21 protein-coding genes are annotated in these 24,912 nt (G+C 53.6%); 12 read left to right on the plus strand and 9 right to left on the minus strand.

Annotated elements, in window-relative coordinates; translation table 11 throughout:
• Positions 1 to 12 precede the first annotated feature (12 nt).
• The 6 genes from J7I43_RS18560 (at position 13) to J7I43_RS18585 (ending at position 6,050) form a co-directional block, all read left to right on the plus strand.
• Positions 13 to 1,044, plus strand: coding sequence for an NAD-dependent epimerase/dehydratase family protein (locus tag J7I43_RS18560; protein ID WP_209147353.1), 1,032 nt, complete (start codon positions 13 to 15; stop codon positions 1,042 to 1,044).
• Entirely contained in the window at positions 1,044 to 2,207 is a 1,164-nt protein-coding gene (locus J7I43_RS18565; RefSeq protein WP_209147354.1) for a glycosyltransferase family 4 protein, read from the plus strand. Before J7I43_RS18560 ends, J7I43_RS18565 begins: the two co-directional genes overlap by 1 nt.
• Complete coding sequence (locus J7I43_RS18570; protein ID WP_209147355.1) at positions 2,188 to 2,955, plus strand: class I SAM-dependent methyltransferase; 768 nt, start codon at positions 2,188 to 2,190, stop codon at positions 2,953 to 2,955. The genes J7I43_RS18565 and J7I43_RS18570 overlap by 20 nt, the downstream gene beginning before the upstream one ends.
• A complete protein-coding gene (locus J7I43_RS18575; protein ID WP_209147356.1) occupies positions 2,955 to 4,157 on the plus strand; it encodes a glycosyltransferase in 1,203 nt (400 codons plus the stop codon). The genes J7I43_RS18570 and J7I43_RS18575 overlap by 1 nt, the downstream gene beginning before the upstream one ends.
• A 66-nt stretch (positions 4,158 to 4,223) precedes the next feature.
• Positions 4,224 to 5,747, plus strand: coding sequence for a carbon-nitrogen hydrolase family protein (locus tag J7I43_RS18580; RefSeq protein WP_209147357.1), 1,524 nt, complete (start codon positions 4,224 to 4,226; stop codon positions 5,745 to 5,747).
• Positions 5,748 to 5,750: 3 nt separating this feature from the next.
• Positions 5,751 to 6,050, plus strand: coding sequence for a thiamine-binding protein (locus tag J7I43_RS18585; RefSeq protein WP_209147358.1), 300 nt, complete (start codon positions 5,751 to 5,753; stop codon positions 6,048 to 6,050).
• A 77-nt stretch (positions 6,051 to 6,127) separates the two neighbouring features.
• Here J7I43_RS18585 and J7I43_RS18590 read toward each other — a convergent pair whose 3' ends face one another.
• On the minus strand, positions 6,128 to 7,387 hold the full coding sequence (locus J7I43_RS18590; RefSeq protein WP_209147359.1) for a YeiH family protein: 1,260 nt from the start codon (positions 7,385 to 7,387) through the stop codon (positions 6,128 to 6,130).
• Between the two features lie 12 nt (positions 7,388 to 7,399).
• On the minus strand, positions 7,400 to 8,638 hold the full coding sequence (locus J7I43_RS18595) for a nucleoside recognition domain-containing protein (protein ID WP_209147360.1): 1,239 nt from the start codon (positions 8,636 to 8,638) through the stop codon (positions 7,400 to 7,402).
• 150 nt (positions 8,639 to 8,788) lie between these two features.
• Between J7I43_RS18595 and ychF the strand changes: the two genes are divergently transcribed.
• Complete coding sequence (gene ychF / locus J7I43_RS18600) at positions 8,789 to 9,892, plus strand: redox-regulated ATPase YchF (RefSeq protein ID WP_209147361.1); 1,104 nt, start codon at positions 8,789 to 8,791, stop codon at positions 9,890 to 9,892.
• Between the two features lie 97 nt (positions 9,893 to 9,989).
• On the opposite strand, the gene J7I43_RS18605 is transcribed toward ychF, so the two are convergent.
• Positions 9,990 to 12,872, minus strand: a complete 2,883-nt coding sequence (locus tag J7I43_RS18605) for a TonB-dependent receptor (RefSeq protein ID WP_209147362.1) — start codon at positions 12,870 to 12,872, stop codon at positions 9,990 to 9,992.
• Positions 12,873 to 13,149: 277 nt separating this feature from the next.
• Positions 13,150 to 14,244 (minus strand): homoserine O-acetyltransferase family protein, encoded by a 1,095-nt coding sequence (locus J7I43_RS18610; protein ID WP_209147363.1) that lies wholly within the window; start codon positions 14,242 to 14,244, stop codon positions 13,150 to 13,152.
• 164 nt (positions 14,245 to 14,408) lie between these two features.
• On the opposite strand from J7I43_RS18610, the gene J7I43_RS18615 reads away from it, so the two are divergent.
• From J7I43_RS18615 to J7I43_RS18630, 4 genes are all read left to right on the plus strand, one after another.
• The gene (locus J7I43_RS18615) at positions 14,409 to 14,828 is read left to right on the plus strand and encodes an OsmC family protein (RefSeq protein ID WP_209147364.1); all 420 of its coding nucleotides are present in this window, start codon (positions 14,409 to 14,411) and stop codon (positions 14,826 to 14,828) included.
• Positions 14,829 to 14,842: 14 nt separating this feature from the next.
• Entirely contained in the window at positions 14,843 to 16,039 is a 1,197-nt protein-coding gene (locus tag J7I43_RS18620; protein WP_209147365.1) for a trans-sulfuration enzyme family protein, read from the plus strand.
• Positions 16,040 to 16,179: 140 nt separating this feature from the next.
• Positions 16,180 to 16,533, plus strand: a complete 354-nt coding sequence (locus J7I43_RS18625) for a hypothetical protein (RefSeq protein ID WP_209147366.1) — start codon at positions 16,180 to 16,182, stop codon at positions 16,531 to 16,533.
• Positions 16,534 to 16,607: 74 nt separating this feature from the next.
• Positions 16,608 to 19,109, plus strand: coding sequence for a DUF5686 and carboxypeptidase regulatory-like domain-containing protein (locus tag J7I43_RS18630; protein WP_209147367.1), 2,502 nt, complete (start codon positions 16,608 to 16,610; stop codon positions 19,107 to 19,109).
• Between the two features lie 54 nt (positions 19,110 to 19,163).
• Here J7I43_RS18630 and trhO read toward each other — a convergent pair whose 3' ends face one another.
• Positions 19,164 to 20,198: an oxygen-dependent tRNA uridine(34) hydroxylase TrhO gene (gene trhO, locus J7I43_RS18635; protein WP_209147368.1), complete on the minus strand. Its 1,035-nt coding sequence runs from the start codon at positions 20,196 to 20,198 to the stop codon at positions 19,164 to 19,166.
• Between the two features lie 275 nt (positions 20,199 to 20,473).
• Between trhO and J7I43_RS18640 the strand changes: the two genes are divergently transcribed.
• On the plus strand, positions 20,474 to 20,617 hold the full coding sequence (locus J7I43_RS18640) for a hypothetical protein (protein WP_209147369.1): 144 nt from the start codon (positions 20,474 to 20,476) through the stop codon (positions 20,615 to 20,617).
• Positions 20,618 to 20,704: 87 nt separating this feature from the next.
• On the opposite strand, the gene J7I43_RS18645 is transcribed toward J7I43_RS18640, so the two are convergent.
• The 4 genes from J7I43_RS18645 to J7I43_RS18660 all read right to left on the minus strand — a co-directional run bounded on the left by J7I43_RS18645 (position 20,705) and on the right by J7I43_RS18660 (position 24,890).
• Complete coding sequence (locus tag J7I43_RS18645; protein WP_209147370.1) at positions 20,705 to 21,397, minus strand: LytR/AlgR family response regulator transcription factor; 693 nt, start codon at positions 21,395 to 21,397, stop codon at positions 20,705 to 20,707.
• Entirely contained in the window at positions 21,394 to 22,416 is a 1,023-nt protein-coding gene (locus tag J7I43_RS18650) for a sensor histidine kinase (protein ID WP_209147371.1), read from the minus strand. Before J7I43_RS18650 ends, J7I43_RS18645 begins: the two co-directional genes overlap by 4 nt.
• Before the next feature lie 154 nt (positions 22,417 to 22,570).
• The gene (locus J7I43_RS18655; RefSeq protein WP_209147372.1) at positions 22,571 to 23,404 is read right to left on the minus strand and encodes a hypothetical protein; all 834 of its coding nucleotides are present in this window, start codon (positions 23,402 to 23,404) and stop codon (positions 22,571 to 22,573) included.
• 76 nt (positions 23,405 to 23,480) lie between these two features.
• Complete coding sequence (locus J7I43_RS18660; protein WP_209147373.1) at positions 23,481 to 24,890, minus strand: hypothetical protein; 1,410 nt, start codon at positions 24,888 to 24,890, stop codon at positions 23,481 to 23,483.
• Positions 24,891 to 24,912: the final 22 nt, after the last annotated feature.

The following is a 24,912-nucleotide window of genomic DNA, read 5'->3' on the forward strand; positions in this document are numbered from 1 at the left end:
AAAATCATTATAATGGCAAAAATAGTTTCCCTTGTTACCGGCGGCGCCGGATTTATCGGCTCACACGTAGTAAAACATTGTCTCGCGCTCGGGCACGAAGTTGTAGTGCTCGACGACCTCAGCGGCGGCTTTGAAGATCACATCCCCGCGGGCGCGATCTTCGTGCAGGGCTCGGTTTCAGACGAAGTGATGGTTACCAGCCTGTTCGAACAATACAAATTCACCTACGTTTATCACCTCGCGGCATACGCAGCGGAAGGGCTTTCCCACTTCATCCGCCGCTTCAATTATAACAACAACCTCATCGGCAGCATCAACCTGATCAACGAATCGGTAAAACATAAAGTGAAATGTTTTGTGTTCACTTCTTCCATCGCTGTATACGGCGCAGGCCAGCTGCCGATGCGTGAAGAAATGACGCCCATGCCGGAAGATCCGTACGGTGTGTCCAAATACGCAGTGGAGCTGGACCTTAAAGCCGCGCATGAAATGTTCGGCCTCGATTACATCGTGTTCCGCCCGCACAACGTGTACGGCGAAAATCAGAACATCGGCGACAAATACCGCAACGTGATCGGCATCTTCATGAACCAGATCATGCAGGGCCTGCCGCTGACCATCTTCGGCGACGGCGAGCAAACGCGCGCTTTCAGCTATATCGACGACGTGGCCATCCCCATCGCGCACAGCGTGAACACGCCGGCCGCTTATAACGAAGTGTTTAACATCGGCGCGGATAAACCCTACACCGTGAACGAACTGGCGAAAGTGGTAGGCGGTGTGTTCGGCGTAACGCCCGACATCAAATACCTGGCGGCCCGCAACGAAGTGATGCACGCTTATTCCGACCACTCCAAAGCGCACCGCGTATTTGGCGAAGGCACCGGCATCAGCCTGCAGGAAGGCATCGAGCGCATGGGCGAATGGGCGAAGGTAGTAGGCGCCCGCAAAAGCAAGGAGTTCGGCGAGATCGAAATATACGAAAAGCTGCCGCAGGGCTGGGAGCGCAAGATTGATCAACCCGTTCCAGCAACCGCAGGCTAATGGCAGCTTCCAGAAAAATAAGAATATTGCAGGCCATCCGGCAGGGCCAGATCGGCGGAGGCGAATCTCATGTGCTGAGCCTCGTGGCCGCGCTCGACAAGGAACGTTTCGAACCGGTGGTACTTTCTTTTACAGACGGCCCGATGATAGACCGTTTGCAGCAGATGAAAATCCCCAGCCATGTGATCAGTTCCGCCAAACCGTTCGATCCCGCCTGCGTCAGCAAGGTAAGCGCCCTGCTGAAAAAGGAGGAGATCGATCTCGTTCACGCGCACGGCACACGTGCGGCCAGCAATCTTTTCCTCCCGGCGAAGCTCAACAGCCTGCCGATGATCTATACTATTCACGGTTGGTCTTTTCACCAAGACCAGCCGTTTTTCAAAAAACATCTCAGAATATTGTCCGAGCGCATGCTCACCGGTCTTGCCAAAAAGAACATCTCTGTTTCCGCCAGCAACCGCGAAACCGGCACACGCCACTTTTCCGGCTTCCGTTCGGAAGTGATCAACAACGGCATCGACCTCGATCATTTTAACCCGGCCCGCCAAATAAAAGACCTGCGGGAAGAACTGAACATCCCCGCAGACCACACCGTGATCGGGTACATAGCGCGCATTACGCTGCAGAAAGACCCGCTCACTCTCATCCGCGCTTTCAGCCTGGCTTTGCAGCAAAACAGCAACCTGACGCTGCTGGTGGTGGGAGACGGCGACCTGAAAAAGGAAATGGTGGAACTGGCGGAACAGCTGGGCATTTCAGCGAACGTGCGTTTCCAGCCGTTCAGAACAGACGTGCCGGAAGTGCTGAACGCGATCGACGTGTTCTGCCTGCCTTCCCTCTGGGAAGGAATGCCCATCGGCCTGCTCGAAGCCATGGCTATGGCAAAAGCGGTGATCGTAACGGCGGTAGACGGCTCGCGGGAGATCGTGCAGCACAACCAGAACGGGCTGATCGTGCCCGTAAAAGACCCGGAAGCGCTGGCCGCGGCAATGACGCTGCTTCACCACGACGCTTCGCTGCGCGGGCGTTTGCAGGTAGCGGCATCCGCCACCGTAAGCCGCGAGTACTGCATGAAAAAAATGGCGAGGAAAGTGGAAGGCATTTATTCAGGGATTATACAAACACCTCAACGCATCAACATTCATGAACCGAATCACATATGAATACGACCGCCTGGCAGACAGGAAACGGCTCGATTTTATCGCCGGCGCCGTGCAGAGCAGGTTTTCGGATAAAGCCCGCATTCTCGACGTAGGATGCGGCAACGGCGTGATCAGCAGGCACCTGGGCAAGCTGGGATTTAACGTGCTCGGCATCGATGTCAGCGAAGCGGCCATCGAAAAAGCGAGGCAGCTGAACAATATGGGCAACGTGAAGTTTGAAGTGCTCAGCGCCGAACAGCTCGTAGCCGACGGTCAGACTTTCGACGCCGTGATCTGCAGCGAAGTGCTCGAGCATCTTTCTCAACCTTCCGCATTGCTGAAAGTATTGCACCAGTCCATCAAACCAGACGGTATCCTGATCGTGACCGTGCCCAACGGCGCCGGTCCGCGCGAGCTGCTGGTAACGAGGCCGGTGCTGAAAATGCGCGAGCAAAACGGTGTGGTTTGGAAAATGGTGCAGAAAGTGAAAAGCGGTCTCGGCTACAACGGCACCACCGTTCAATCCGCCGCCAGCAACCTCGATCACATCCAGTTCTTTAAAAAGACCGATCTCCGCCGCCTGTCTGAAGAAAATAATTTTAAGATCGTGGGGTTCGGCAAGGCGAATTTTATAGAAGACGTATTCCCTTTTTCGTTTGTTACCAAAAGAGTGCCCGCCCTTCAATGGCTGGATTGCAAAGTGGCAGACCTGTTGCCGTACCAGTTCACCGGTGGCTTTTTTTCAGTTTGGGAAAAAAAAGATAAATAATGTACACAGTGTTTTTCGTCCTGTTCCTCATTGTGCAGGTGATCATCGGTTTTTACCTGCTGCAGCCGCTGCTGTTGCTGCTGCTGCATTTGCTGGTAAAACCGTTTCGCCGGAAAAACGATGCGACGCCCGCTGAAAATGCGGCGGACGATCTTGATATAGCCGTGATCGTTACCGCCTACAAAAATCTCGGGCTGGTGACGCCGCTGGCCGATTCGTTGCTGAAGCAGCGTTACGGCCGTTTTACGGCTTACATCGTGGCCGATGCGTGCGAGGGGATGGAGCTCGGTGAATTTAACGATGAAAGGATCGTGCTGCTGCGTACGCCGTCGCCGCTGAACGCCAAGATCAGGTCGATAGATTATGCGCTGAAGAACTTCCGCAAAGAACACGACGCGATGGTGATACTCGACGCAGACAACCTGGTGCATCCCAACTATCTCGAAGTATTGAACGGTTATTTTAAACGCGGCTACCAGGCGGTGCAGACCAACCTGATGGCGAAGAACCTCAACAACGCCTACGCCCGCATGGACGCCGCCGGTAACTATTTCTACAATTTCACCGACCGCAAAGTGAGAATGGAATTCGGACTGTCTGCCAACATCTGGGGACTGGGCATCGCGATGAGAACGGAACTGTACCGCTCGGTGATCTACCGCAACTTTCTCGGCGGTTTTGATAAAAAGATACAGGCAGACATCGTAAAAATAATCCCCCAGCTGGCGTACGCCGAAGAAGCGTACGTGTACGACGAAAAGATCGATACCGGCGAGGCCCTGGAAACACAGCGCACCCGCTGGATCAACGCTTATTTTAAGTATTTCAAATACGGCTGGGAAGTATTCGAGACCGGTATCAGGAAGGGCAGCTTCAACCTCGTTTATTTCGGCATCAACCTGCTGCGCCCCCCGCAATTCCTGCAGCTGCTGGGCGGGATATTGATGCTGCTGGTCAACATCTGGGTATCCCCGGCCGCCGCATGGCTCTGGCTGGCCATCCTGGCGCAGTTTCCCCTTACTTTCCTGTCCATCGTGGCCGTAATGAACCCCCGCAGGGGCGTGCTGCGCTCGCTTACCTGGCTGCCGCTGGTGTTCGTACGGCAGCTGAAAGCATTTTTCCAGATCAGGAAAGCCAACAAAACGTTCCTCCAGACCTCCAACAACAAAGTGATCTACATCGAAGACGTGATCAACCAGTAACACAAACGCCACTTTGCTGTATTCAAACATGAAATGCTTAAATTGCCGTAGCAAAACGGCAAAATTATGGCAGAAGAAACAGTAGAAGTGCGCCTGCTGACGGCGGAAGATTACCTCGACCTGAAAGAATCCATGGTATCTGCGTACCAGGACATGCAAGGCAGTTACTGGCGCGAAGGCACCATTCAGAAATTGATCGGTCTTTTCCCCGAAGGGCAGATAGCCGTTACCGTAAACGGGAAAGTAGTGGGATGCGCGCTCGCCATTATCGTGGATTACGAGAAATTCGGCGACGATCACACCTACGAACAGATCACCGGTTATTACACCTTCAACACCCACAACCCGAAAGGAGACACGCTGTACGGCATCGAAGTATTCGTGAACCCGGAATACCGCGGCAAACGCCTCGCCCGCAGGCTGTACGACGCCCGGAAGGCGCTGTGCGAGAACCTCAACCTCGAAGGCATCATCGCCGGCGGGCGCATCCCGAATTACGAGAAGTATGCAGACCAGATGAGCCCGCGCATTTACATCGAAAAGGTGCGCGACAAGGAGATCTACGATCCCACGCTGACATTTCAGTTCAGCAACGACTTCATCGTAAAAAAGGTTCTCCGCAATTATCTTCCCAACGACGCGGCCTCCAAAGGTTTTGCCACGTTGCTGCAGTGGTTTAATATCTATTACGAAAAAGACCGCGATACGATCCGCTATAATAAATCCACCGTTCGTATCGGGCTGGTACAGTGGCAGATGCGTACTTACAACGGTATGCCGGGCCTTTTGCAGCAGGTGGAGTTTTTTGTGGACGCGGTAAGCGATTACGAAGCGGATTTCGTAGTGTTCCCCGAATTTTTCAACGCGCCGATCATGATGGAGTTCAATGAGCTGCAGCCCGGCGCCGCCATCAGGGGCCTCGCGAAATATACGGAACAGCTGCGCACGGAATTTTCACGTTTTGCGGTGAGTTATAATGTGAACATCATTACCGGCACTATGCCGATCGTAATCGACGAGCAGCTGTACAATATCTCGTACCTCTGCCGCCGCGACGGCACCTGGGAATCGTATACCAAAATACATCCCACGCCAAGCGAAGTGTACGCCTGGGGCATGAAAGGCGGCAACGAAGTGCCTGTGTTCGATACGGATTGCGGGAAGATCGGCATCCAGATCTGTTACGACATCGAGTTCCCGGAACTGGGCCGTATGATGGCACAGCAAGGGGTGCAGATCATTTTTGTGCCCTTCCTGACGGATACGCAGAACGGCTACAACCGCGTACGTTTCTGCGCGCAGGCCAGGGCTGTGGAAAACGAATGTTACGTGGCCATCGCCGGCTGCGTAGGCAATCTTCCCCGCGTAACGAACATGGACCTGCAATATGCGCAAAGCGCCGTGCTCACGCCTTCCGATTTTGCCTTCCCCGTAACCGGTGTAAAGGCAGACGCTACGCCGAATACGGAGATGATCGTGGTGGCAGACGTAGACCTCGTGCTGCTGAAAGAGCTGCATGCATTCGGAAGCGTGCAGAATTTGAAAGATCTTCGGAATGATCTATACGAAGTAAAGACGAAGAAAAAATAAACCATGCATCAACACAACATCAACCTTGCGCTGCAGATATTGCCGCAGGTGCCGTCAGAACAGGTATACGCCGTGGTAGACGAAGCCATTGCCGTTATTCAGCAATCCGGCGTAAAATATCGCGTTTGCCCGTTCGAAACCGTCATGGAAGGCCCGTACGACCAATTGATGGACATCGTGAAACGCACGCAGGAAGTCTGCTTCAAAGCAGGAGCGGGGCAGCTGCTCGTGTATATCAAGATCCAGAACAATTCCCTCGGGCCGGTGACGATTGAGGATAAGACGGGGAAATATGACGGGTAATGAAAGAGATTATAAAACTGAAACGGCTGTCCCGATTTGAGACAGCCGTTTCTTATTTTCTATAATCATTAAAGTTATCACCCGAAAACCCCGCCAAACACCAAATACGCCATACCCAAAGTAATCAGGATATTCACCACCTGCGCGGTAATAAACGCCATCGCAGGGCGGCCATTCTCCATTTTGAAAATATCGACAAACTTCGTTTCCAGGCCGATGCAGGCGAATGCTACCGCGAAGAAACAGGTCTGCAGGTCTTTGATGTTCCCTTTTATTTCCTTTACTAACGCCGGCGACAGTACGAAAGAAAACAGCAGCGACACCACGATGAACCCGAGCACGAATTTCGGGAAACGGTCCCAGATGGTGCGCAGGCCGGGTTTGGGCTGATTGGTCTCTTTTTTGGAATACGTCCACCAAACGGAGATGAAAAACGCGGCAACGCCCAGCAGCACGTTTTGGGAGAATTTCACCAGTGTAGCATAAGTGAGCGCTTCGTCGCCGAGCATGGTGCCCGCGGCCACCACCGCGCCGGAAGTATCGATCGTTCCGCCTAGCCAGGCGCCTGCCACTTCGGGCGGCATGTCCATCCAGCGGGCGATGTACGGCATAAAGATCATCATGGGGATCGCCACGATCAGTACCAGCGATATTACATGCGACAGTTTTTTATTGTCCCCTTCGATAGCACCCGACGTAGCGATGGCCGCCGAAACGCCGCAGATAGACACGGCGCTGGAGATCATCATCCTGAACTCATCGTCCAGCTTGAACTGCTTGCACAGCCAGAATGTAAAATACCATACGCTGAACACCACAACTACCGACTGTAAAACGCCCAGCCCGCCGCCTTTGAGCAGCTCCTGGAATATGATGCCCGAGCCCAGCAGCACCAGGCCCGTTTTGATAAAAAGCTCCGTTTGCAGCACGGCCTGCATCCACTTCGGCACGCCCAGCACGTTGCTGATGAAAAGCCCCAGCAGCAGGCTGAACAATACAATCTCTATCCCAAGGTCCTTCACTTTGGCATTGCCGGTAAACACCTGCGCAAACATAGAAATGGCCATCACGGCCAGCAAACCGGTCACCAGCTGGAAACTGATCTTTTTCCCGCCCAGCAAAAAAGCGATCAGCAAAGCGCCCAGCACCCAAAGGTACAGACTGCCCATCCTGGCAAGGTTGGTGGTATCGGTGAGTTTGGCGGTGAGCGACGGCCCGTCGTTCCAGTCGAATTTAGGCATTGCCGGGCGCAGGCCGAGACAAATGAGCGCAATGGCGGCAAATGCAAGGATCACGCTGATCCAGTCTTCATGCAGTGGTTTTTTTTGAGTAGTCATCAGTTTTAATGGTTAATGGAAGAAAATATACCCGATAATAATGGCGGCCACGATGCCGACGAAGTCCGCGATAAGGCCACAGGTAAGGGCATAACGTGTTTTTTTGATATTTACGGAGCCGAAATATACGGCAAGAATGTAAAAAGTGGTTTCGGTAGAGCCTTGCAGGATACAGGCGAGGCGGCCCACAAAAGAATCGGGGCCGTAGTTCTGCGGCAGCATCAATTCCGCCATGATGGCCCTGGCGCCGCCGCCGCTGAAGATCTTCATAATGCCTACCGGCAGGGCGGGCACAAAATCGGTGTTGAAGCCCAGCCAGCCGAAGAAAGCGCCGATGCCGTTGTTGATGAAGTCCATACAGCCCGTAGCCCGGAACACCGCGATGCCGACAATAATCGCCACCAGATAAGGGATGATCATCACCACGGTGGTAAAGCCTTCTTTTGCGCCGTCGATAAACGCTTCATAGACGTTGATCTTCTTTTTCATACCCAGCAGCAGGAACGACACGATCACGCTGAAAATGAGCAAACCACCTACCATCGCGGTGTTGGTGGCGATCTGGTCGGGCGGCATGTTTTTCATCCAGCTGTAAAAACCGAACAGGATAAGCAGGAAACCGCCCACGAACACGAGTACCGGCAGGCGGAACAAATTGATGCGCTGGTAAAGCGCCACGGCGATCATACCGGATATAAAGGATATAAACGTGCCGATCATGGTGGGAATGAAAATATCCGCCGGGTTGGCTGAGCCTGCCGCCAGGCGCAACGCCATTACGGAAGTAGGGATCAGCGTGATGCCCGCGGTATTGAGCACCAGGAACATGATCTGCGCATTGGTGGCCGTGTCTTTCTCCGGGTTCAGGTCCTGCAGCTCTTTCATGGCCTTTAGTCCCATGGGAGTAGCCGCATTGTCCAGCCCGAGGGCGTTGGCGGAAAAGTTCAGCACGATGCTGCCCATGGCCGGGTCTTTTTTCGGGATGCCGGGGAAAAGTTTGGAGAAAAGGGGATTCACAAAACGCGCGAACGCCTCGATCATGCCGGCCCTTTCGCCCACTTTCATGATGCCCAGCCAGAAGGTCATGGTGCCGGTAAGGCCAATGGCCAGCTCGGCGCTGCTTTTGCCACTTTCGAAAAGGCTGGTGACCATTTTCCCGAAGATCTCCGTATTGCCGAAGATCAGCAATTGCCCGAGGGCCACAACGAACGAGATCACAAAGAAGCCGATCCAGACATAGTTTAATGCCATAATGCGTGTTGGTTGAATATAAGAGCCAAAATACGCAATTCGTAATATCAATGAAGAAAAATTATTACCTGTAATTCATTCTAAACATTCATGATCTGTCATTCCTGTTTTCCCCATACTTTCATTATCTTTGCGCAAATTTTTGAGAAAATGGCTTTGCAAGCAGGAATTGTCGGATTGCCCAACGTAGGAAAGTCCACTTTGTTTAACGCGGTTTCCAATAGTGCTAAAGCGGAAGCGAGCAACTACCGCTTTTGTACGATAGAGCCGAACGTAGGCCTGGTGGACGTGCCGGACGAGCGTATCGCCAAGCTCGAAGAGCTGGTGAAACCCAACCGTACCGTGCCTACCACGATCGAGTTCGTAGACATTGCCGGCCTGGTAAAGGGCGCCAGTAAGGGAGACGGCCTGGGCAACAAGTTCCTGGCGAATATCCGCGAGGTAGACGCCATCGTGCATGTGATCCGCTGTTTCGAGGACGAAAACATCCTCCGCGACGAGGGAGACATCAATCCCGTGAGCGATAAAGAGATCATCGATACCGAACTGCAGCTGAAAGACCTGGAAAGCGTGGAGAAAAAGATCGCCCGCACCGAAAAAATGGCCAAAACCGGCGGCGACGCAAAGGCTAAAGCCGAATTTGAAGTACTGAAACGTTGCAAAGACCACCTGGAAAAAGGTAAAAATATCCGCGAAATGGGCCTTGCCAAAGAAGAGGAAACGGCCATCGCCGACCTGTTCCTGCTCACGTCCAAACCGGTGCTGTATGTGGCGAATGTAGACGAAGCGTCCCTGCTTACGGGCAACAAATACTCCAAAGCGCTGGAAGAAGCCGTGAAAGCGGAAAATGCACAGGTGATCGTGATGAACAATACGATCGAAGCGCAGATCTCCGAGCTGGAAGACCCGGCAGACAAAGAAATGTTCTTCTCCGAGTACGGCCTTACCGAGCCCGGCCTCAACCGCCTGATCCGCTCCGCTTACAAACTGCTCGACCTGATCACCTACTTCACGGCGGGCGTGCAGGAAGTGCGGGCATGGACGATCCACAAAGGCTGGAAAGCGCCCCAGGCCGCCAGCGTGATCCACACCGATTTCGAAAAAGGTTTCATCAAAGCGGAAGTGATCGCTTATGATGACTATGTAAAATATGGCTCCGAAGCAGCCGCCCGCGACAATGGCCGCCTGCGCATCGAAGGGAAGGAGTACGTTGTGAACGACGGCGATGTGATGCATTTCCGTTTCAACGTATAAGCCAAAGATACCCATGAGCGATCATGAGGGTTACAACAAATCAGAAGGCCCCGGTGTAAAACCGGGGCCTTCGCTATTATGGCAATCTTAAAAAAAATTACAGGTTGTAACCGACGGAAGCATACGCCTGCGTGCCCACCGTGGGGTTGCCCCAGGACTGGATGTACTTGTTGCCGGTCAGGTTCGCCGCACCGATCTTTATGGTAACCTTCGGCTTGGGGAACAGTTTGGACACCTGCGCGTCGAGCGCGCCGTAAGCGGGGATCTCGCCGAGGTTGTTCACACGCACCAGCGGGCCAACGAACGAGGAAGACCAAACAAATGCTTCCTGCCAGCGCCATGAAATATTGAACCCGAAATTGCTCTGTGCGATGTTGCGGTTGCCGACATTGAGGTTGTAACGGAACCGGGGCGTATTGTACATCGCCTGGAAGCTGCCGAGCTCATCTTCGTTGCGCAGTTTGTTATACGACACGTTGCCGCCCACCGTGAAGTTGGCCGGCAGGCGATAATCCAGCCCCAGCGCCCAGCCCCACGACTTGAGGTCGTTCTGGTAGTTCACCGGAATGCTGTACACTTCCTGGCCGGTTTGCGTCACTTTCACGAGCACCTGGCTGCCGTTGAAGTTTTTGAAGGTATTGGTGTACACGTAGGCGTCGATGAACAGTTTGCCGGCCACCAGCGATTTGTACCCGATCTCGAAGGCTTCCACTTTTTCAGGCTTGAACTCCCTGAAGGTATAAGGCTGGGGATTGCCTGCCTGGATGGATTCCAGCGAAAATACATTGGGACCGTTCAAACCGTAACGCTCGCGCAGGAAGGGGAGGCCGCCGAGCAGGCGGGCCTGCGGCGTCAGCAGGTCGATGTACTGGTCCTGGCAGTGCGGGATGCGGAACCCCGTCTGGAAAGACGTACGGATATTGTGTGTTTTCAGGAAAGTATACACCGCGGAAAGACGCGGGCTGAACTGACCTTCGAAATTTTCGTTTTTGTCGTAACGCAACGCGGCGCTGAGTTTCAGGTTGTCGTTCAACAGTTTTTTCCCTGCCTGTACATAACCGCCGTATTCGTTGATGCGGAACTCGTCGCCGTTGTCGTCTACCGCGAAGATCGTTTTGTCCGAATTGAGCGCATACACCCGGTAATTGCCACCGATCATCAGGTCCATGAAGCTGATCTGGTTCTTGAAGTTGTACATGAACTCGCCCTGGTAAAGGTTCGTTTTGTCCGTGAATTTTGCGCCGATGCCCGTGGCTACATCGCCGGGAATAGGTTTGTTTTTTACCTTGCCGGCAGCTTCATCGAACTGCGGAGTGCCGGGGATCAGGCGGCCGCGGTCCGCAAATTCGCGGGCTGCGCTATGGAATTGGGTAGACCCCCCCTGTGCCGCAGCCGTTGCCGCCGCGAATGCCTGGGCGGGCGTTTGGCCGCTTTGCAGCGACTGCTGGAATACGGTAGAGAACGCGGTAAGCCCCTGCGTAGCGTAGTTGCCGAAATATTCGGGGAACCATTGGGAGGCGCTGGGGCTCCAGGCCTCGTTGATGCCCGCGCCGAGCGTTCCCACGGCGTAGGAATCACCGGAACGCTCCTGCGTCGTATAAGCGCGAACATAAAAGTTGTCTGCCCTCAATTCGATTTTGTATTGTCCCATCCTGAAGTTCTTAATGGAATAGCGGTCTGCGCCGGTATACACCGTGGTGCCCGTACCATAGCTGCCCTGCGCGAGCAGCTCCAGGTTGGAATGGAACCGGTAATGCAGGGCCGCGTTCACTTTCAGGTTCTTCGTGTCGTAATCGGCAAGGTCGCGTTCGTTATAACCCGTGCGCGATACAAAGGAGCGGGCGCTGTCGGGCATGAAGGCTTTGTAGATCTGTTCAGGGGTAATAGCGCCTCCTGTAGCGGCAGACAATGCGGCGATTCCGTTCCCGAGGGGATTGCCGGGCGTGAGCGCGGCGGGTTTCAGGGCGCCGTACATGTTCACGTTGGTTTCGTCGCCATAAGTATTTACGCCGTTATACCCGGGGTTGATGCGATTGCCGGTTTTCAGGTCGTAACCGTTGAGCAGGCTCTGGTCGCGGTCGTCGTACGCCTGCCAGTCGTCGGCTTTGATATATCCCAGGTTGATCTTGAAGGCGAATTTGTCGTTGAAGGCTTTCGCGTAACGAACGGCCACGTCGTAATAACCTGTCGTGCCCTTGCTTCTGCCGTCGTCGCTCAGGATGCCGGATTTCACGATAGCGCTGAGGCCCTGGTACTGGAAGGGGCTTTTGCTGTTGAGCAGCACGATGCCGTTGAGGGCGTTCGGTCCATACAGCGCGGATGCCGCGCCGGGCAATACTTCCACGTTGTCCATATCCAGCTCCGTGATGCCTACGATATTGCCCACGGAGAAGTTGAGACCGGGGGCCTGGTTGTCCATCCCGTCGATCAGCTGCAGCATGCGGGTATTGCCGTTGCTGTTAAAGCCGCGGGTATTCACGGATTTGAAGGTAAGGCTCTGGGTGCTGAGCTCTATACCTTTCATATTCGCTAACGCGTCGTAGAAGGTGGGCGCGGGCGTGGCTTTGATAGCGCGGTTATCCAGCTTTTCGATGGATACCGGCGATTCCAGGATGCTCTGGGCGGTACGGCTCGCCGATACCACCACTTCCTGCCCGAGTATTTCCGTAGACGAAAGCTGAATGTTCACGGCCGCGGATGTGTCCGTTACCGTTACTTCCTGCGTGCTGAAGCCGATGTAGGTGAACACCAGCGTGAGCGGGAGGGAACGGCTGGTTTTGATGGTGAATTCGCCGTTGTTGTTGGTTACGGCGCCCGCAGCGGCGCCTTTTACAGACACCGTTACACCCGGCATAGCCTGGCTGGTGGAGGAATTGACAACGGTTCCGGTAATGGTGCGCTGGGTCTGACCATAAGTTAAATGTCCGAGCAGCAGGAACACTATAATGAGCCAGTGATGCTTTTGTCGAGTTAATTTCATAAAGTGAGAATTTGATGATAGGATGGGCGGTCTGGATACTGTTATTGCCTGTTTTTGATTGATGATAAGGATTACAAAACTGAATAGGAATATCTGGTTGTTTGAACAGTTGTATTTTCTACAGAGAAGTTAAGGAATTTTTAGAATACCAACAATTTTTCCATTACAGAATAGGTTAATACCTGGCAGGCAAGCGGGTTGTAAATCAGTGTTTTCCGTTCAGGGCACGGGGCTTCGTGCCCTCAAACCGGGAGTTGCGTCAGCAGTGCGGAAATGGCTAATTTTCGTCGAGGAAACCTGCCAGGATCCGCCCGATCTTCTCGAATTCGATCAGGAAACCGTCGTGGCCATAAGGGGAATCGATTTCGTGGTAAAGACAATTATGCATGTGTTGCGCCAGCAGCATCTGTTCTTCCGGCGGGCATAAAATATCGCTCGTGATGCCGATCAGTAGCGTTTTTTGCTCGATCTGGCGCAGGGTGGTGGCTACGTCGGCATGGCGGCCGCGGGCGATGTTATGACTGTCCATCGCTTTGGTGAGCAGCCAGTAACTTTGCGCGTTAAAACGTTTCACCAGTTTTTCGCCCTGGTATTCAATATAGGAGGAAGCACGGAAGCCGTCGGTCTTTTCTTTGTCCGGGTCGGTTTGCGTGGCCATGAAGGTCTGGTAATTGCGGTAAGTGAGCATCCCGATGGCCCTGGCGGCTTTCAGCCCGGCCGCGCCCGCGTCTTTCCGCGGTTCCTGCCAGGTACTGTCTGCCTCGATGGCAAGCCGCTGCGAGGTATGCACGGCAATGCCCCAGGCGCTTTCGGCCGCGCCGGTGCACAGCAGGAACAGCCTGCCGATGCGCTCCGGTTCCATCAGCGACCATTCCAGTACCTGGTAACCGCCCATGGAGCCACCCGCGAGCATATAAATATGGTCTATGTTCAGGTGTTTGCGCAGCAGGATGTGCGCGTGCACGATGTCACGGATGGTGATCTGCGGGAAATCGCGGTAATACGGCGTTCCTTCCCCCGGTTCGTTTTCTTCGCCAGGCTCAGGCAGCAGGCTGCCGCTGAGCACGGCGCCCTTTTGCTTCCTGGGCTGCGCGGCCGCGCGGTTGGAAGAAACAGGGCCGGAGCTGCCGTAACAGGAGCCGAGGATGTTGGCGCAAACGATGAAATATTTGGAAGGGTCCATCACATTGCCTTCGCCTACAAGGCCTTTCCACCAGTCCGCCGCGTCTGAGTTCGCGGTGAGGGCATGGCAGATCCATATCACGTTGTCCGCATGTTTGCTGAGGGTGCCGTAAGTATGAAAAGCGATGTCGATGCCGGGCAGCACTTCCCCGGATTCCAGTGTAAATGGCTGGCTGTTATGATAGATCATTACTGACAATTCGTCTGCTGTATTTTCGCAAACTTACAAAAGCCCGCCCGATTTTCCTATGCGCTTTTATGAACGCCATTTGTCAATCACAGTTATTACATGTAAAGAATTATCTTTGTTTACAAGGTTTACTTCTAATTTTGCATAAAATATCAGCATCGAATATGAAGATCGCTTTAAAACGTATAGACGACGGATTCAACATGGAAGCGGTGGACGAACAGGGCCACAAGGTATTAATGGATTCCTCCGTGGAAAACGGCGGGAAAAACAACGGCGTGCGCCCGATGCAGATGTTGCTGATGGGCCTGGGCGGCTGCTCCGCCATCGACGTGGTGATGATCCTGAAGAAACAACGGCAGGAAGTCACCGATTTCCGTATCGAGATCGACGCCGAACGTGAAAAAGGCAAAGAGCCTTCCCTTTGGGAAAAGGCGCATATCATCTTTCACATCAGCGGCAACGTGGATGCGGACAAAGCGGCCCGCGCCGTGGAGTTGTCCATGACCAAATACTGCTCCGTAGCCGAAACCCTTCGCCAGGGCAAAACCCGGCTTACCTGGGAAATCAAACTCAACGCCTGATATCAAGCCATACAATGAACAAGAGAGAGAACAAGCCAACCTGGCATGCGGAAACGCAGGCCATCCGGATACAATCTGAAAGAACTTCGCACAGGGAACACAGCGGCCCGCTGTACCTCACTTCCAGTTTTTGTTACGACGACGCGGAAGCCATGCGCGCGGCATTCGCCGACGAAACGGACGCGTTTATCTACACTCGTTTCAGCAATCCCACCGTGGAAGAGTTCATCGACCGTATGCGCGCCCTTGAAGGCGCCGAAGCCGGCTTTGCCACCGCTTCCGGCATGAGCGCCGTATTCGCCAGCTTCATGGCCTTCCTGAAAACGGGCGACCACCTTATCAGCTCGTCTTCCATTTTCGGCTCCACCCACACCGTGATCACCAAATTCCTGCCCAAATGGGGAATTGAACATACGTATTTCGATCTCACCAAACCGGAGACGGTGGAGGCGCTGATAAAGCCCACCACCAAAATGATCTTCGTGGAAACGCCTTCCAATCCCGGGCTGGACCTGGTAGACCTGGAAACGCTGGCGCAGATCGCGAAAAAACATAAAGTGATCCTGAACGTAGACAACTGCTTCGCTACGCCCGCGCTGCAAAAGCCCATCGCGATGGGAGTAGACCTGGTGACGCACTCCGCCACCAAATGGATCGACGGCCAGGGCAGGGTGCTCGGCGGCATCGTACTGGGCCGCCAGGAGCTGGTAGACGAAGTGTACGCCTTCTGCCGCAGCACCGGCCCCAGCATGAGCCCGTTCAACGCCTGGGTATTGAGCCGCAGCCTTGAAACGCTGCATGTGCGCATGGAACGCCACTCCGCCAGCGCGCTGAAACTCGCGCAGGCGCTGGAAAACAACGCTCACCTGGAATGGGTGAAATATCCTTTCCTGCCCAGCCACCCGCAATACGCCATCGCCCGCAAACAAATGACGGCAGGCGGCGGCATCGTTTGTTTCGAGCTGAAAGGCGGGCTGGAAAGAGGCCAGCGTTTCCTGGACAAACTGGAATTGCTGAGCCTTACGGCCAACCTGGGAGACAGCCGCAGCATCGCGTCTCACCCGGCCAGCACCACCCACGGCAAACTGAGCGAGCCGGAACGGCTGAAAGTAGGCATTACGCCCGGCCTGATCCGCATTTCGGTAGGCCTGGAACATATCGAAGATATCATACAAGACATCACACAGGCGCTGGACAACAGCCGTGATTAGTTTTAAAAATAACATCAGTATTATTTTACGATAACCGGAATAATAAATCTCCGGTTGTTTCCCGGGTGATGCGGGTTAATTGCGAAGAATACCTTAATTTTCTTCCCGATTACCCTGCATCACTTTTTTAATTTGCGCTTATGCGTTTTGTACTTGCGTTGATCCTCACTGTTATACTCGGTTACATCCTCGGGCTTTTCCTGGACTGGTGGAGCATTTCCCTGGCGGCATTTATTGTGGCGTTTTTCTGGCAGCAATCTCCCGCCCGCGCCTTCGGCAGCGGCTTCCTCGCGGTCTTCCTGCTCTGGGGCACGCTCGCGCTGGTGATCGACGTACGCAACGAGCACATCCTTTCCAGCCGGATGAGCGAGCTGATCCTCAAAGCCGGCCTGCCGATGGTCATGATCCTGATCACCGGCGTTATCGGGGGACTGGTAGGCGGCGTAAGCGCCCTCTCCGCCAGCGTGCTGCGGCCCGCCCGCAAATCCAAATGATCTACTCTGTTAAAATTGCCCTAAAACGGCCCGGAAGGCATATATCGTTTATCGGTATCCGTTACTTTTGATATATGACGAAATATTTACCCCTATCGCTTTTATTCCTGTTTGCCATACCCGTTCACGCTGCGCTGATCAAAGGCACCGTTACCAGCAACAAAGGCGAGCCGCTGCCGTTCGCCACCGTGATGATCAAAGGCACCACGCAGGGCACCACCGCCAACGCCGAAGGCGTTTACCAATTCGATATTCCCCCGGGCACGCATGTGATCGTTTGCCAATACATGGGCTACCGCAAGGAAGAAAAAACCGTGCAATCCGCCGGCGCCGCACAGGAGCTGAATTTCGTGCTGCAGCCGGTCAGCATGCAGATCAGGGAAGTAGTGGTGAAATCCGGCGGGGAAGACCCCGCGTACGCCATCATCCGGCAGGCCATTAAAAAACGCTCGTTCTACCAGTCGCAGGTAAAAAACTTCACCGTCGAATCATACATCAAAATGCTGGCGAAGCTGCGTAAAACCCCGAAACGCATATTCGGCCAGAAGATCGATATGGACGACGTTGGCGTGGATTCCACCGGCAAAGGCATCGTATCGTTGTCCGAATCCATTACAAAAATTTCCTGCCGCGCCCCGGATACCAAGCTGGAAGTGATTTCCAGCAGGCAAAGCGGGGGAGGCCTCGGCTTCAGCATTCCCACCATCATCAGTTTTTACGACAACAACGTGGAGGCCGTCGCTTCAGAGCTGGGCCCGCGCGGGTTTATCTCGCCCATTTCAGAGAACGCGTTGTTCTATTACAAATACAGGCTGGAAGGCACTTTTATGGACGACAACCAACTGGTCAACAAAATCAAAGTGATCCCGCGCCGCAAATACGAGCCTGTTTTTTCAGGGTATATTTTTATCACGGAAGACGACTGGCGCATTCACAGCACGGACCTGATGCTTACCAAAGAATACCAGCTGGAACTGCTGGACACATTGGTGATCAGGCAAACGCATGTGCCGGTGAACCCGGAAGTGTGGCGCACCAAAGACCAGGTGGTGTACGTGGCTACCAAACTTTTCGGTTTCGACATCGTAGCCAATTCCGTGAACGTATATTCCAATTACGATCTCAACCCCGTTTTCCCGAAGGGATTTTTTAATAAAGTAGTGATGAAGTATGAAAAGGAAGCGGAATTCAGGGGCATCAATTATTGGGACAGCATCCGTCCCATTCCGCTGGAGGCGGAGGAACAGAAGGACTTCCGCGTAAAAGACAGCACCGCCAAAGCCCGCAGGGATTCTGCCAAGTCGCGCTACCATCTCGATTCGCTCCGGAAAAAACCGCAGCCCGTGAAGATCGATGCGGTGATACTCAACGGATGGGGCCACAACTGGTATTTCCAGCGCAGTTCCGATTCCACGATCTCATCGCACAGTTTCCGGATGGGCTCGCTCGTGAGAGGACTGAGTTACAACACGGTAGAGGGCGTTTCCTTGTATATCACACCAGGCTTCACTTTCAGCCTGCCCAATAAAAGAGTGCTGGCCTGGAACAACAACATCCGGTACGGTTTTAACAATACTCACCTTAACGCATATACGACATTAAGTTATTCGGGAAGCGGGGAAGGGGAATACGGCACGCGCAACGTGTGGAGCCTTTCCGGCGGCAAACGTATTTCCCAATTCAACGGCGCCGGGCCGATCGGGCCGATCATGAACTCGCTGTACACGCTGCTGCTGAAAGAGAATTACATGAAACTGTACGAAAGCTGGTTCGGGGGGTTGAACTTTTACCGCAACTACCAGCGCACCTTTTCCTTCAGCCTGAACGCCAATTACGAAAGCCGCATTCCGGTTGAGAATACGACGGATTTTGTGTTGTTCAAAAACGCTGATAAAACCTTTACGCCCAATCATCCGCAGGAACTGGCGAACATTCCGTTCACCCGCGAAGAGGTGCTTGCTTTCGGCGGCAGCGTGAGTTTCCAGCCGGGGCAGCGTTTCATCGAATACCCGAACCGCAAGGTGGCCTTCGGCTCCAAATACCCGACCTTCACGGCATCGTACCGCAAAGGTTTGCTGGACGCTGACTTTGATAAATGGAACATCGGCGTGAGCGACAACATGAATTTCAAGCTGTTCGGCGAGCTGCGTTATCATTTTACGGGGGGCGGTTTCCTTAACAATAAAAAAGTGAGCATCCCGGATATGCAGCATTTCAACGGCAACCAGACTTTCCTCAACATCCGTTATGTGAACAGTTTCCAGCTGGCGCCGTATTACCAGTACAGCACCACGGCGAAATTGTACGGCACGGCGAACGTGGAGCATCATTTCAACGGCCTGCTCACCAACCGCATCCCGCTGTTTAACCGTCTCAAATGGCACCTGGTGGCCGGTTCCAACGCGTTTTACGTGAACCGGGACAATAATTACGTGGAAGTATTCGCCGGTTTGGAGAATATTTTCAAAGTGCTGAGAGTAGATGTGGTAGCGGGTTATCAAAGCCAGGCGGATACGCGCGTGGGCATCCGGCTGGGCTTCGGGGGCATCCTGGGGCAGGCGTTCCGGTTCGAATAGAAAAAGGAATTGTGTTATAAAAAATGCCGGGAAAAGATCGCCCGGCATTTTTGTTTATGTTTCGTTTGAAGGAGAATTTCTCCTGCGTTTTCGTTTGTTGAAGAGCATCAGCCCCTTATCGATGCCTTTGCGCAGTTCGGCCTGCTGTTCTTCCGGCAGGGCGATCACTTCGGTGCAGGCTTCGCTGCAGCAGCCTTTGTATTTGGCGGCGCATTTTTCGCACTGGATGAACAAAAGATGGCAGCCTTCGTTGGCGCAGTTAGTATGTTCGTCGCAAGGCTCGCCGCACTGGTGGCACTGGCTGATGATCTCGTCGGAAATGCGCTCGCCCAGGCGGTCGTCGAACACGAAGTTTTTGCCCCTGAACTTATTGGGCAGCCCCATTTCCCGCGCTTTGTTGGTGTATTCGATAATGCCGCCTTCGAGGTGGAACACGTTTTTGAACCCGGCGTGCAGCATGTAGGCGGAGGCTTTTTCGCAGCGGATGCCGCCGGTGCAGTACATGATGATGTTTTTGTCTTTCTGGTCCTTCATCATATCCACCGCCATGGGCAGCTGCTCCCGGAAAGTGTCGGATGGCACTTCCAGCGCCTTGTCGAAATGCCCTACTTCGTATTCGTAATGGTTCCGCATGTCTATCACCACCGTTTCCGGGTCGTCCGTGAGGCGGTTAAATTCTTCCGCGTTCACGTACCGGCCGCGGTTGTCCATATCGAAGGAAGGGTCGGTAATACCGTCCGCCACGATCTTTTCCCGCACTTTGATCTTTAAGACCCAGAAAGATTTGCCGTTATCGTCCACCGCCACATTCAGCCGGATGCCTTTGAGGAAGGAAATGGAATCGAGGTGTTGCCGGAACGCCTCAAAATGATGTTCGGGAATACTCACCTGTGCATTTATGCCCTCATGGGCCACGTAAATGCGTCCGAAAACGTGAAGCTGGAAAAGGGCCTGGTAAAGACCGTCGCGGAAGGCCCGGGGGTCTGTAATTTTGGCGTACTGATAAAAGGAAACAGTGACGCGTTTGAATGTTTCTTCCGCCAGTTTTTGCTTAAGCGCTGTGGCAGACAATCTGTTATGTAAAACCATGTTTGAATTTTAAGGACCAACGCCGGTGGAACAAAATTCCTGTCATAGCACATCCGTGTTATGACGCCGCAAAGTTACGACAATTTTTTTTGAGCCGTTTTACCCCTTTCCTAAAAGTACTGGGAATCAAAACACATAATTCTAAACATTCATTTATAGTTGTTTTGCATATGGCCCCGCATTAACAAAAATGGCACGCTTTTGGAAAATAAGGTACCAGAGTAGGACGAGACCTCCGTGAGGACAGTAACTTAAATAACCCTAAAAGAACCTATATGAGTATGTATACGTATTATTTTATTGCCGCCATTGTGGCCCTGTGGTTATACCGGCTGGCGGCTTATCATTTCGGCAGCAACGATCAGAAGGCGAAAAGCCAGGAAGCGAGAAGCAGCAAAAGAAGGGCGGGCCGGTATTAATCTGAATATTATTTCATTTGGCAAGCGAAAGATGAAAAGCTGTCCGGCAAGGCGCCGGGCGGCTTTTTGTCTTTTTACGGGCTGGTTTCAGCGTTTGAGGAAGCGGTTGTGGAGGATCTTCTCCATCACCTCGTCTTTCAGGTTGCGGCTTACGGGAATATGATGACCGCCCACGATCACTTCGTTACCTTCGATGCTTTCGATCTTGCCGAGCGCTACGATGAACGATTTGTGCACTTTCAGGAAATGTTCGCCGGGCAGGTATTCTTCCACGCCTTTAAACGTGAGATAAGTAATGTATTTCCGCGCCTGTGTATGAATGGCCACATAATTCTGCAGCGCTTCCGCGTACAGCACGTCCGCCAGCGCGATCTTCTCCAGCCGGTTGTCGCACCTGATGAAAAAAAACTCCGCCGTTTCCTTTTTCAGCACCGTTTTGGCGCGGCTTACGGCTTTCAGGAACCGTTCGAAGGAAACGGGCTTCAGCAGGTAATCGAACACTTCCAGCTCAAAACTTTCCACGGCATAATCGGCGTACGCGGTGGTGAGTATCACCAGCGGCCGCTGCGGCAGGCTGCGCAGTAATTCCAGCCCGGTCATGCGCGGCATTTGTATGTCGAGGAACAGCAGGTCCACCTGTTCGTTATGCAAAAGTTCCACCGCTTTGAAGGCGGAATCGCATTCGCCGGCCAGCTCCAGGAAACTGACATCGGCAATATATTCCTTCAGCCCTTTGCGGGCCATCGGCTCGTCGTCTACCACAAGGCACCGGAGGTTCATACTTGCAAAGTTAAAGTGATGGAATAATCGGTTGGCCCCGGCTGGATTTCTAGGGAATGCCTGCCGTTGTACAGCAGTTCCAGCCGCCGTTTTACATTCGCCAGCCCGATACCGCCGTTTCCTGCCGCGGGCTTTGGCTCGCAGGTGTTGCGCACGCGGAAGCGGAAAGCGCCGTCGCTGCGTTCCATATCGATATGGATCGAATTGGCGGCGTGGTGCGACACGTGTTTGAAGGCGTTTTCCACGAAAGGCACCAGCAGCAGCGGCGCAATGCTGAAATCTTTCACGTCGGGCGCATGCCGGAACACGATATCGTACTGTTCGCCGTGCCGCAGCTTTTGGATGGCCACGTAGCTGCGCAGGTATTGAATTTCCTTCCCGATGTCTACCTGTTCCGTATTGCATTCGTACAGCTGGTAACGCAGCAGCTCGGAAAACTGCATGAGCGTGTCCCGCGCTGTGCGGTTCTCCTTATCGATCAGGAAATAAATGGTATTAAGCGAATTAAAAAGCGAATGCGGGTTGATCTGCGAACGGAGGAACTGCAGCTCGTTCTCCGCGCCGGCCCGCAATGCGCTTTGCAGGCGGTGCAGCGTACGCAGCTGATCGATATAAAATTTGATGCCTGCCGCCGCGCCCACCATAAAAAACAGCGGGATGTACACGTCGTACAGCTGTGCGTTGAGCGTGGCATTGGGCCAGTGGGTGATGGTGGAGGCGTAAGGGCTGAGGATCAGGTTCAGCACCTTGATGACGATAAAACCGGTAACGGCCACCAATGCGGCGAAACTGAAGAAAAATGCGACGTACCGTTTGGTATACAGGTATTTCGGGATCAGTACATAATTGGTGAAATATACGGCCCCGGCGAGGGACAGCACCTTGAGCAGCCCGGCCAGCACGGTAGGCGTAAGGTTCGGGTAATCGTCTATCCGCAGGGCGATCCACACCACGAAAAACGCGGCCCAGAACAGCACATGATGCAGCCGCCAGCTGTAGATCTTTTTCAGGAGGTTCATACCGTAATTTAAATGTACGGCATTTGCCGGATTCCTGTATTACATGAAAAGTTGGTTTGGCTTGACGAACGGGATGCCCGTAAAAACAAAAGGCCGCCGGGGCAGCCTTCTGAATGGGTAACACGAGGTGAGCGTACTAATTACTACTTACTGATTACTCATAAAGCGTTTTGAACAATTCAATGTCATAGAACTTTTCTGCAGTGCCGGAGCGGCCCCATTGGAGAATGCAGGTCATGAACTTGTACCGTGGCAACCCGTCTACGGAGCTGCCTGTGGAGGAAACGGGAGTGGAATAACCATCGGCGAAAAGCGGTTGCACCGGGTTTCTGAAGAGGATCGGCTGGATCACTTCTTTGGTGGCAGCATTGTACAGCTCGAACAGGAAGGAGGTGTTCCTGTCGTGGATGTTGGTCTGAAGCTCGATATAGGGAGAAAACCGGCCGCGTTTGATGACGATCTCGCCCAATGAGGGCTCGTCTTTTTTAAACGGCCTGACAGTTCGGTTGAGGGAATAGAATTTCATGATCACTGAATCGGGGAGGCGGGATTCCGAATAATAATACCTGAATTTCGCCTTGTTGCGGTCTGAAGGTTCCGGCTCGTTTTCATCGCCGCCGCCCGCCATGATCCGCGGCCGGTCGTCCGGCGCGATGGCCAGCAGCTCGAAAGCCGCCTTGCCTGAAACCATTACGGCGGTGTCGAGCGCCACCTTGTCTGTTTCTTCTTCTTTCAACACCAGCCTTTTCATGCCGTTGCTGCTGCCGGTGAACATTTTGCGGGAGAAGTTGTATCCCGGCAGACCGTAGCTCAGGCTGTCTACCAGCACCTGGCCGTCTATTTCGGCGGTGTAAACGGTTGCGCCGTTCGGGGTGTAGAACCATTTGAGCTGCACCTCGAAATATTCCGGATGCGTGATCTGTTCCCCTTCTTTCTGGCAGGAGAGCAGCATGATAAATGCAAGGAGCGTAAAGATCGATTTCTTCATGAGTGTATTTGTTTTTTAAAATCGGGAGCGGCTTACGGGCCGCTCCCGCCAGTTAATTCATCATGACGGGATGTAATTATTTCACGGTCACCCATGATTCAGCGAGCCAGTAGTTGCCGGCGGGATCAACCGCGCCGCCTTTCAGGTCGTTTGAATCGAAGGCGAAGGTGCATTTAACAGGACCGAGGCCGCAGAATTCGGTGCCGCCAACAGCCGGGGCGTTAGCAGGATATAACGGAATTGCGCCGCCGTTGAAATAGTCTGCGAAAGAAGCGGGCGTCGGGTCTACGAGCTCGATGAGCGCTTCGGTAGTGTACACGGTGCTGGAGTGCGGGGTCATGTTCACAAAAGCATTGGCGGAATTGCAGGTAGACACGATGTTGTCGAAGAAGAACGATTTGGTCGTGTCGGTTGAGCAATAGTTTGCATTGCTGTTGCTGAATGCGGCGATAGTGCCGGCATCGTCCAGCCTGATGCCGGTCGGGTAGTTCGCAAAAATGGAATTGCGTACTACAAAACGCGTGTCAACCCTGAAACGCGCAGCGTTCAGCAGCTGGTTGGCAGTGCTAACGGTGCAGTTTTCGGGGCCCATGATGGTGAAGTTAGACAGGAGGGGACGGGTGCGGAAGTTAGAAACCAGGCCGCCGTCGCACTCAATGCCGTTTGAATTGTTCGGAGCGTACACAACGCCGCGGTCGATGATGGCTACGGCAAATTGGATAGCGCCTTTGTAACCATAGTCGAAGTCGAACTGGTCGTCGTTGTTAGCTGCAGACAGTACGTATTTGATGTTTACGTTGCCGCCGAAGATCTCGAGGCCGTCGTCTGCGCCATACAGGATGGCCAGGTGGTCTATGGTAGTGCCGCAGCCAACGCCGCCCAGCGTGATGCCATTCAGCTCGTTGCCTTCTTCGATCACAGCGCCTGCGTATTCAACGCGAACGTACCGGAGAGAACCGGAATTGTCGCTGGCTGCAGCGCCGCCGTACAGGTAATCAACGCCGGCAGGCACGCCGAGGGGATCGATACCTTCGATCTGCGCTTCGCCTGAAGGCGTGCTGACGGGCGCATCGCCCATGATCACGAGGCCACCCCAGTCGCCGGGAGCGGGTACCGCCACGTTGGAAGTAAAGATGATCGGGCAGGAAGTAGTGCCCACAGCGTTGATGCTTGCGTCGCGGGTGATGATCAGTGCGGTGGCGTCAGCAGCGGTGGTTTTTTTGTTGCCTTTGATAACTGTACCGGGCTCGATGGTAAGGGTACCGTTTTTTACCCAGCATTTCTGGTCGAGAATGTAAATCGTGTCGTTGAACAGCGTACGGTTGCCGCTGATAACGGACGGCAGGAAGGCGGTAGCGGTGCCGGTGCAGGGGGTAACAACTGTGCCTGCGCTCAGTCCGCGGTCTTCCTGTGAAGGAGCATTGTCTTTTTTACATGCAGCAAAGAATCCGGCTGCCAGGGCGATCAACAAAACATGTTTTTTCATACGAGTTTTTTAAAGCAGTTAA

Source organism: Chitinophaga chungangae (assembly GCF_017742215.1).
Classification (GTDB): domain Bacteria; phylum Bacteroidota; class Bacteroidia; order Chitinophagales; family Chitinophagaceae; genus Chitinophaga; species Chitinophaga chungangae.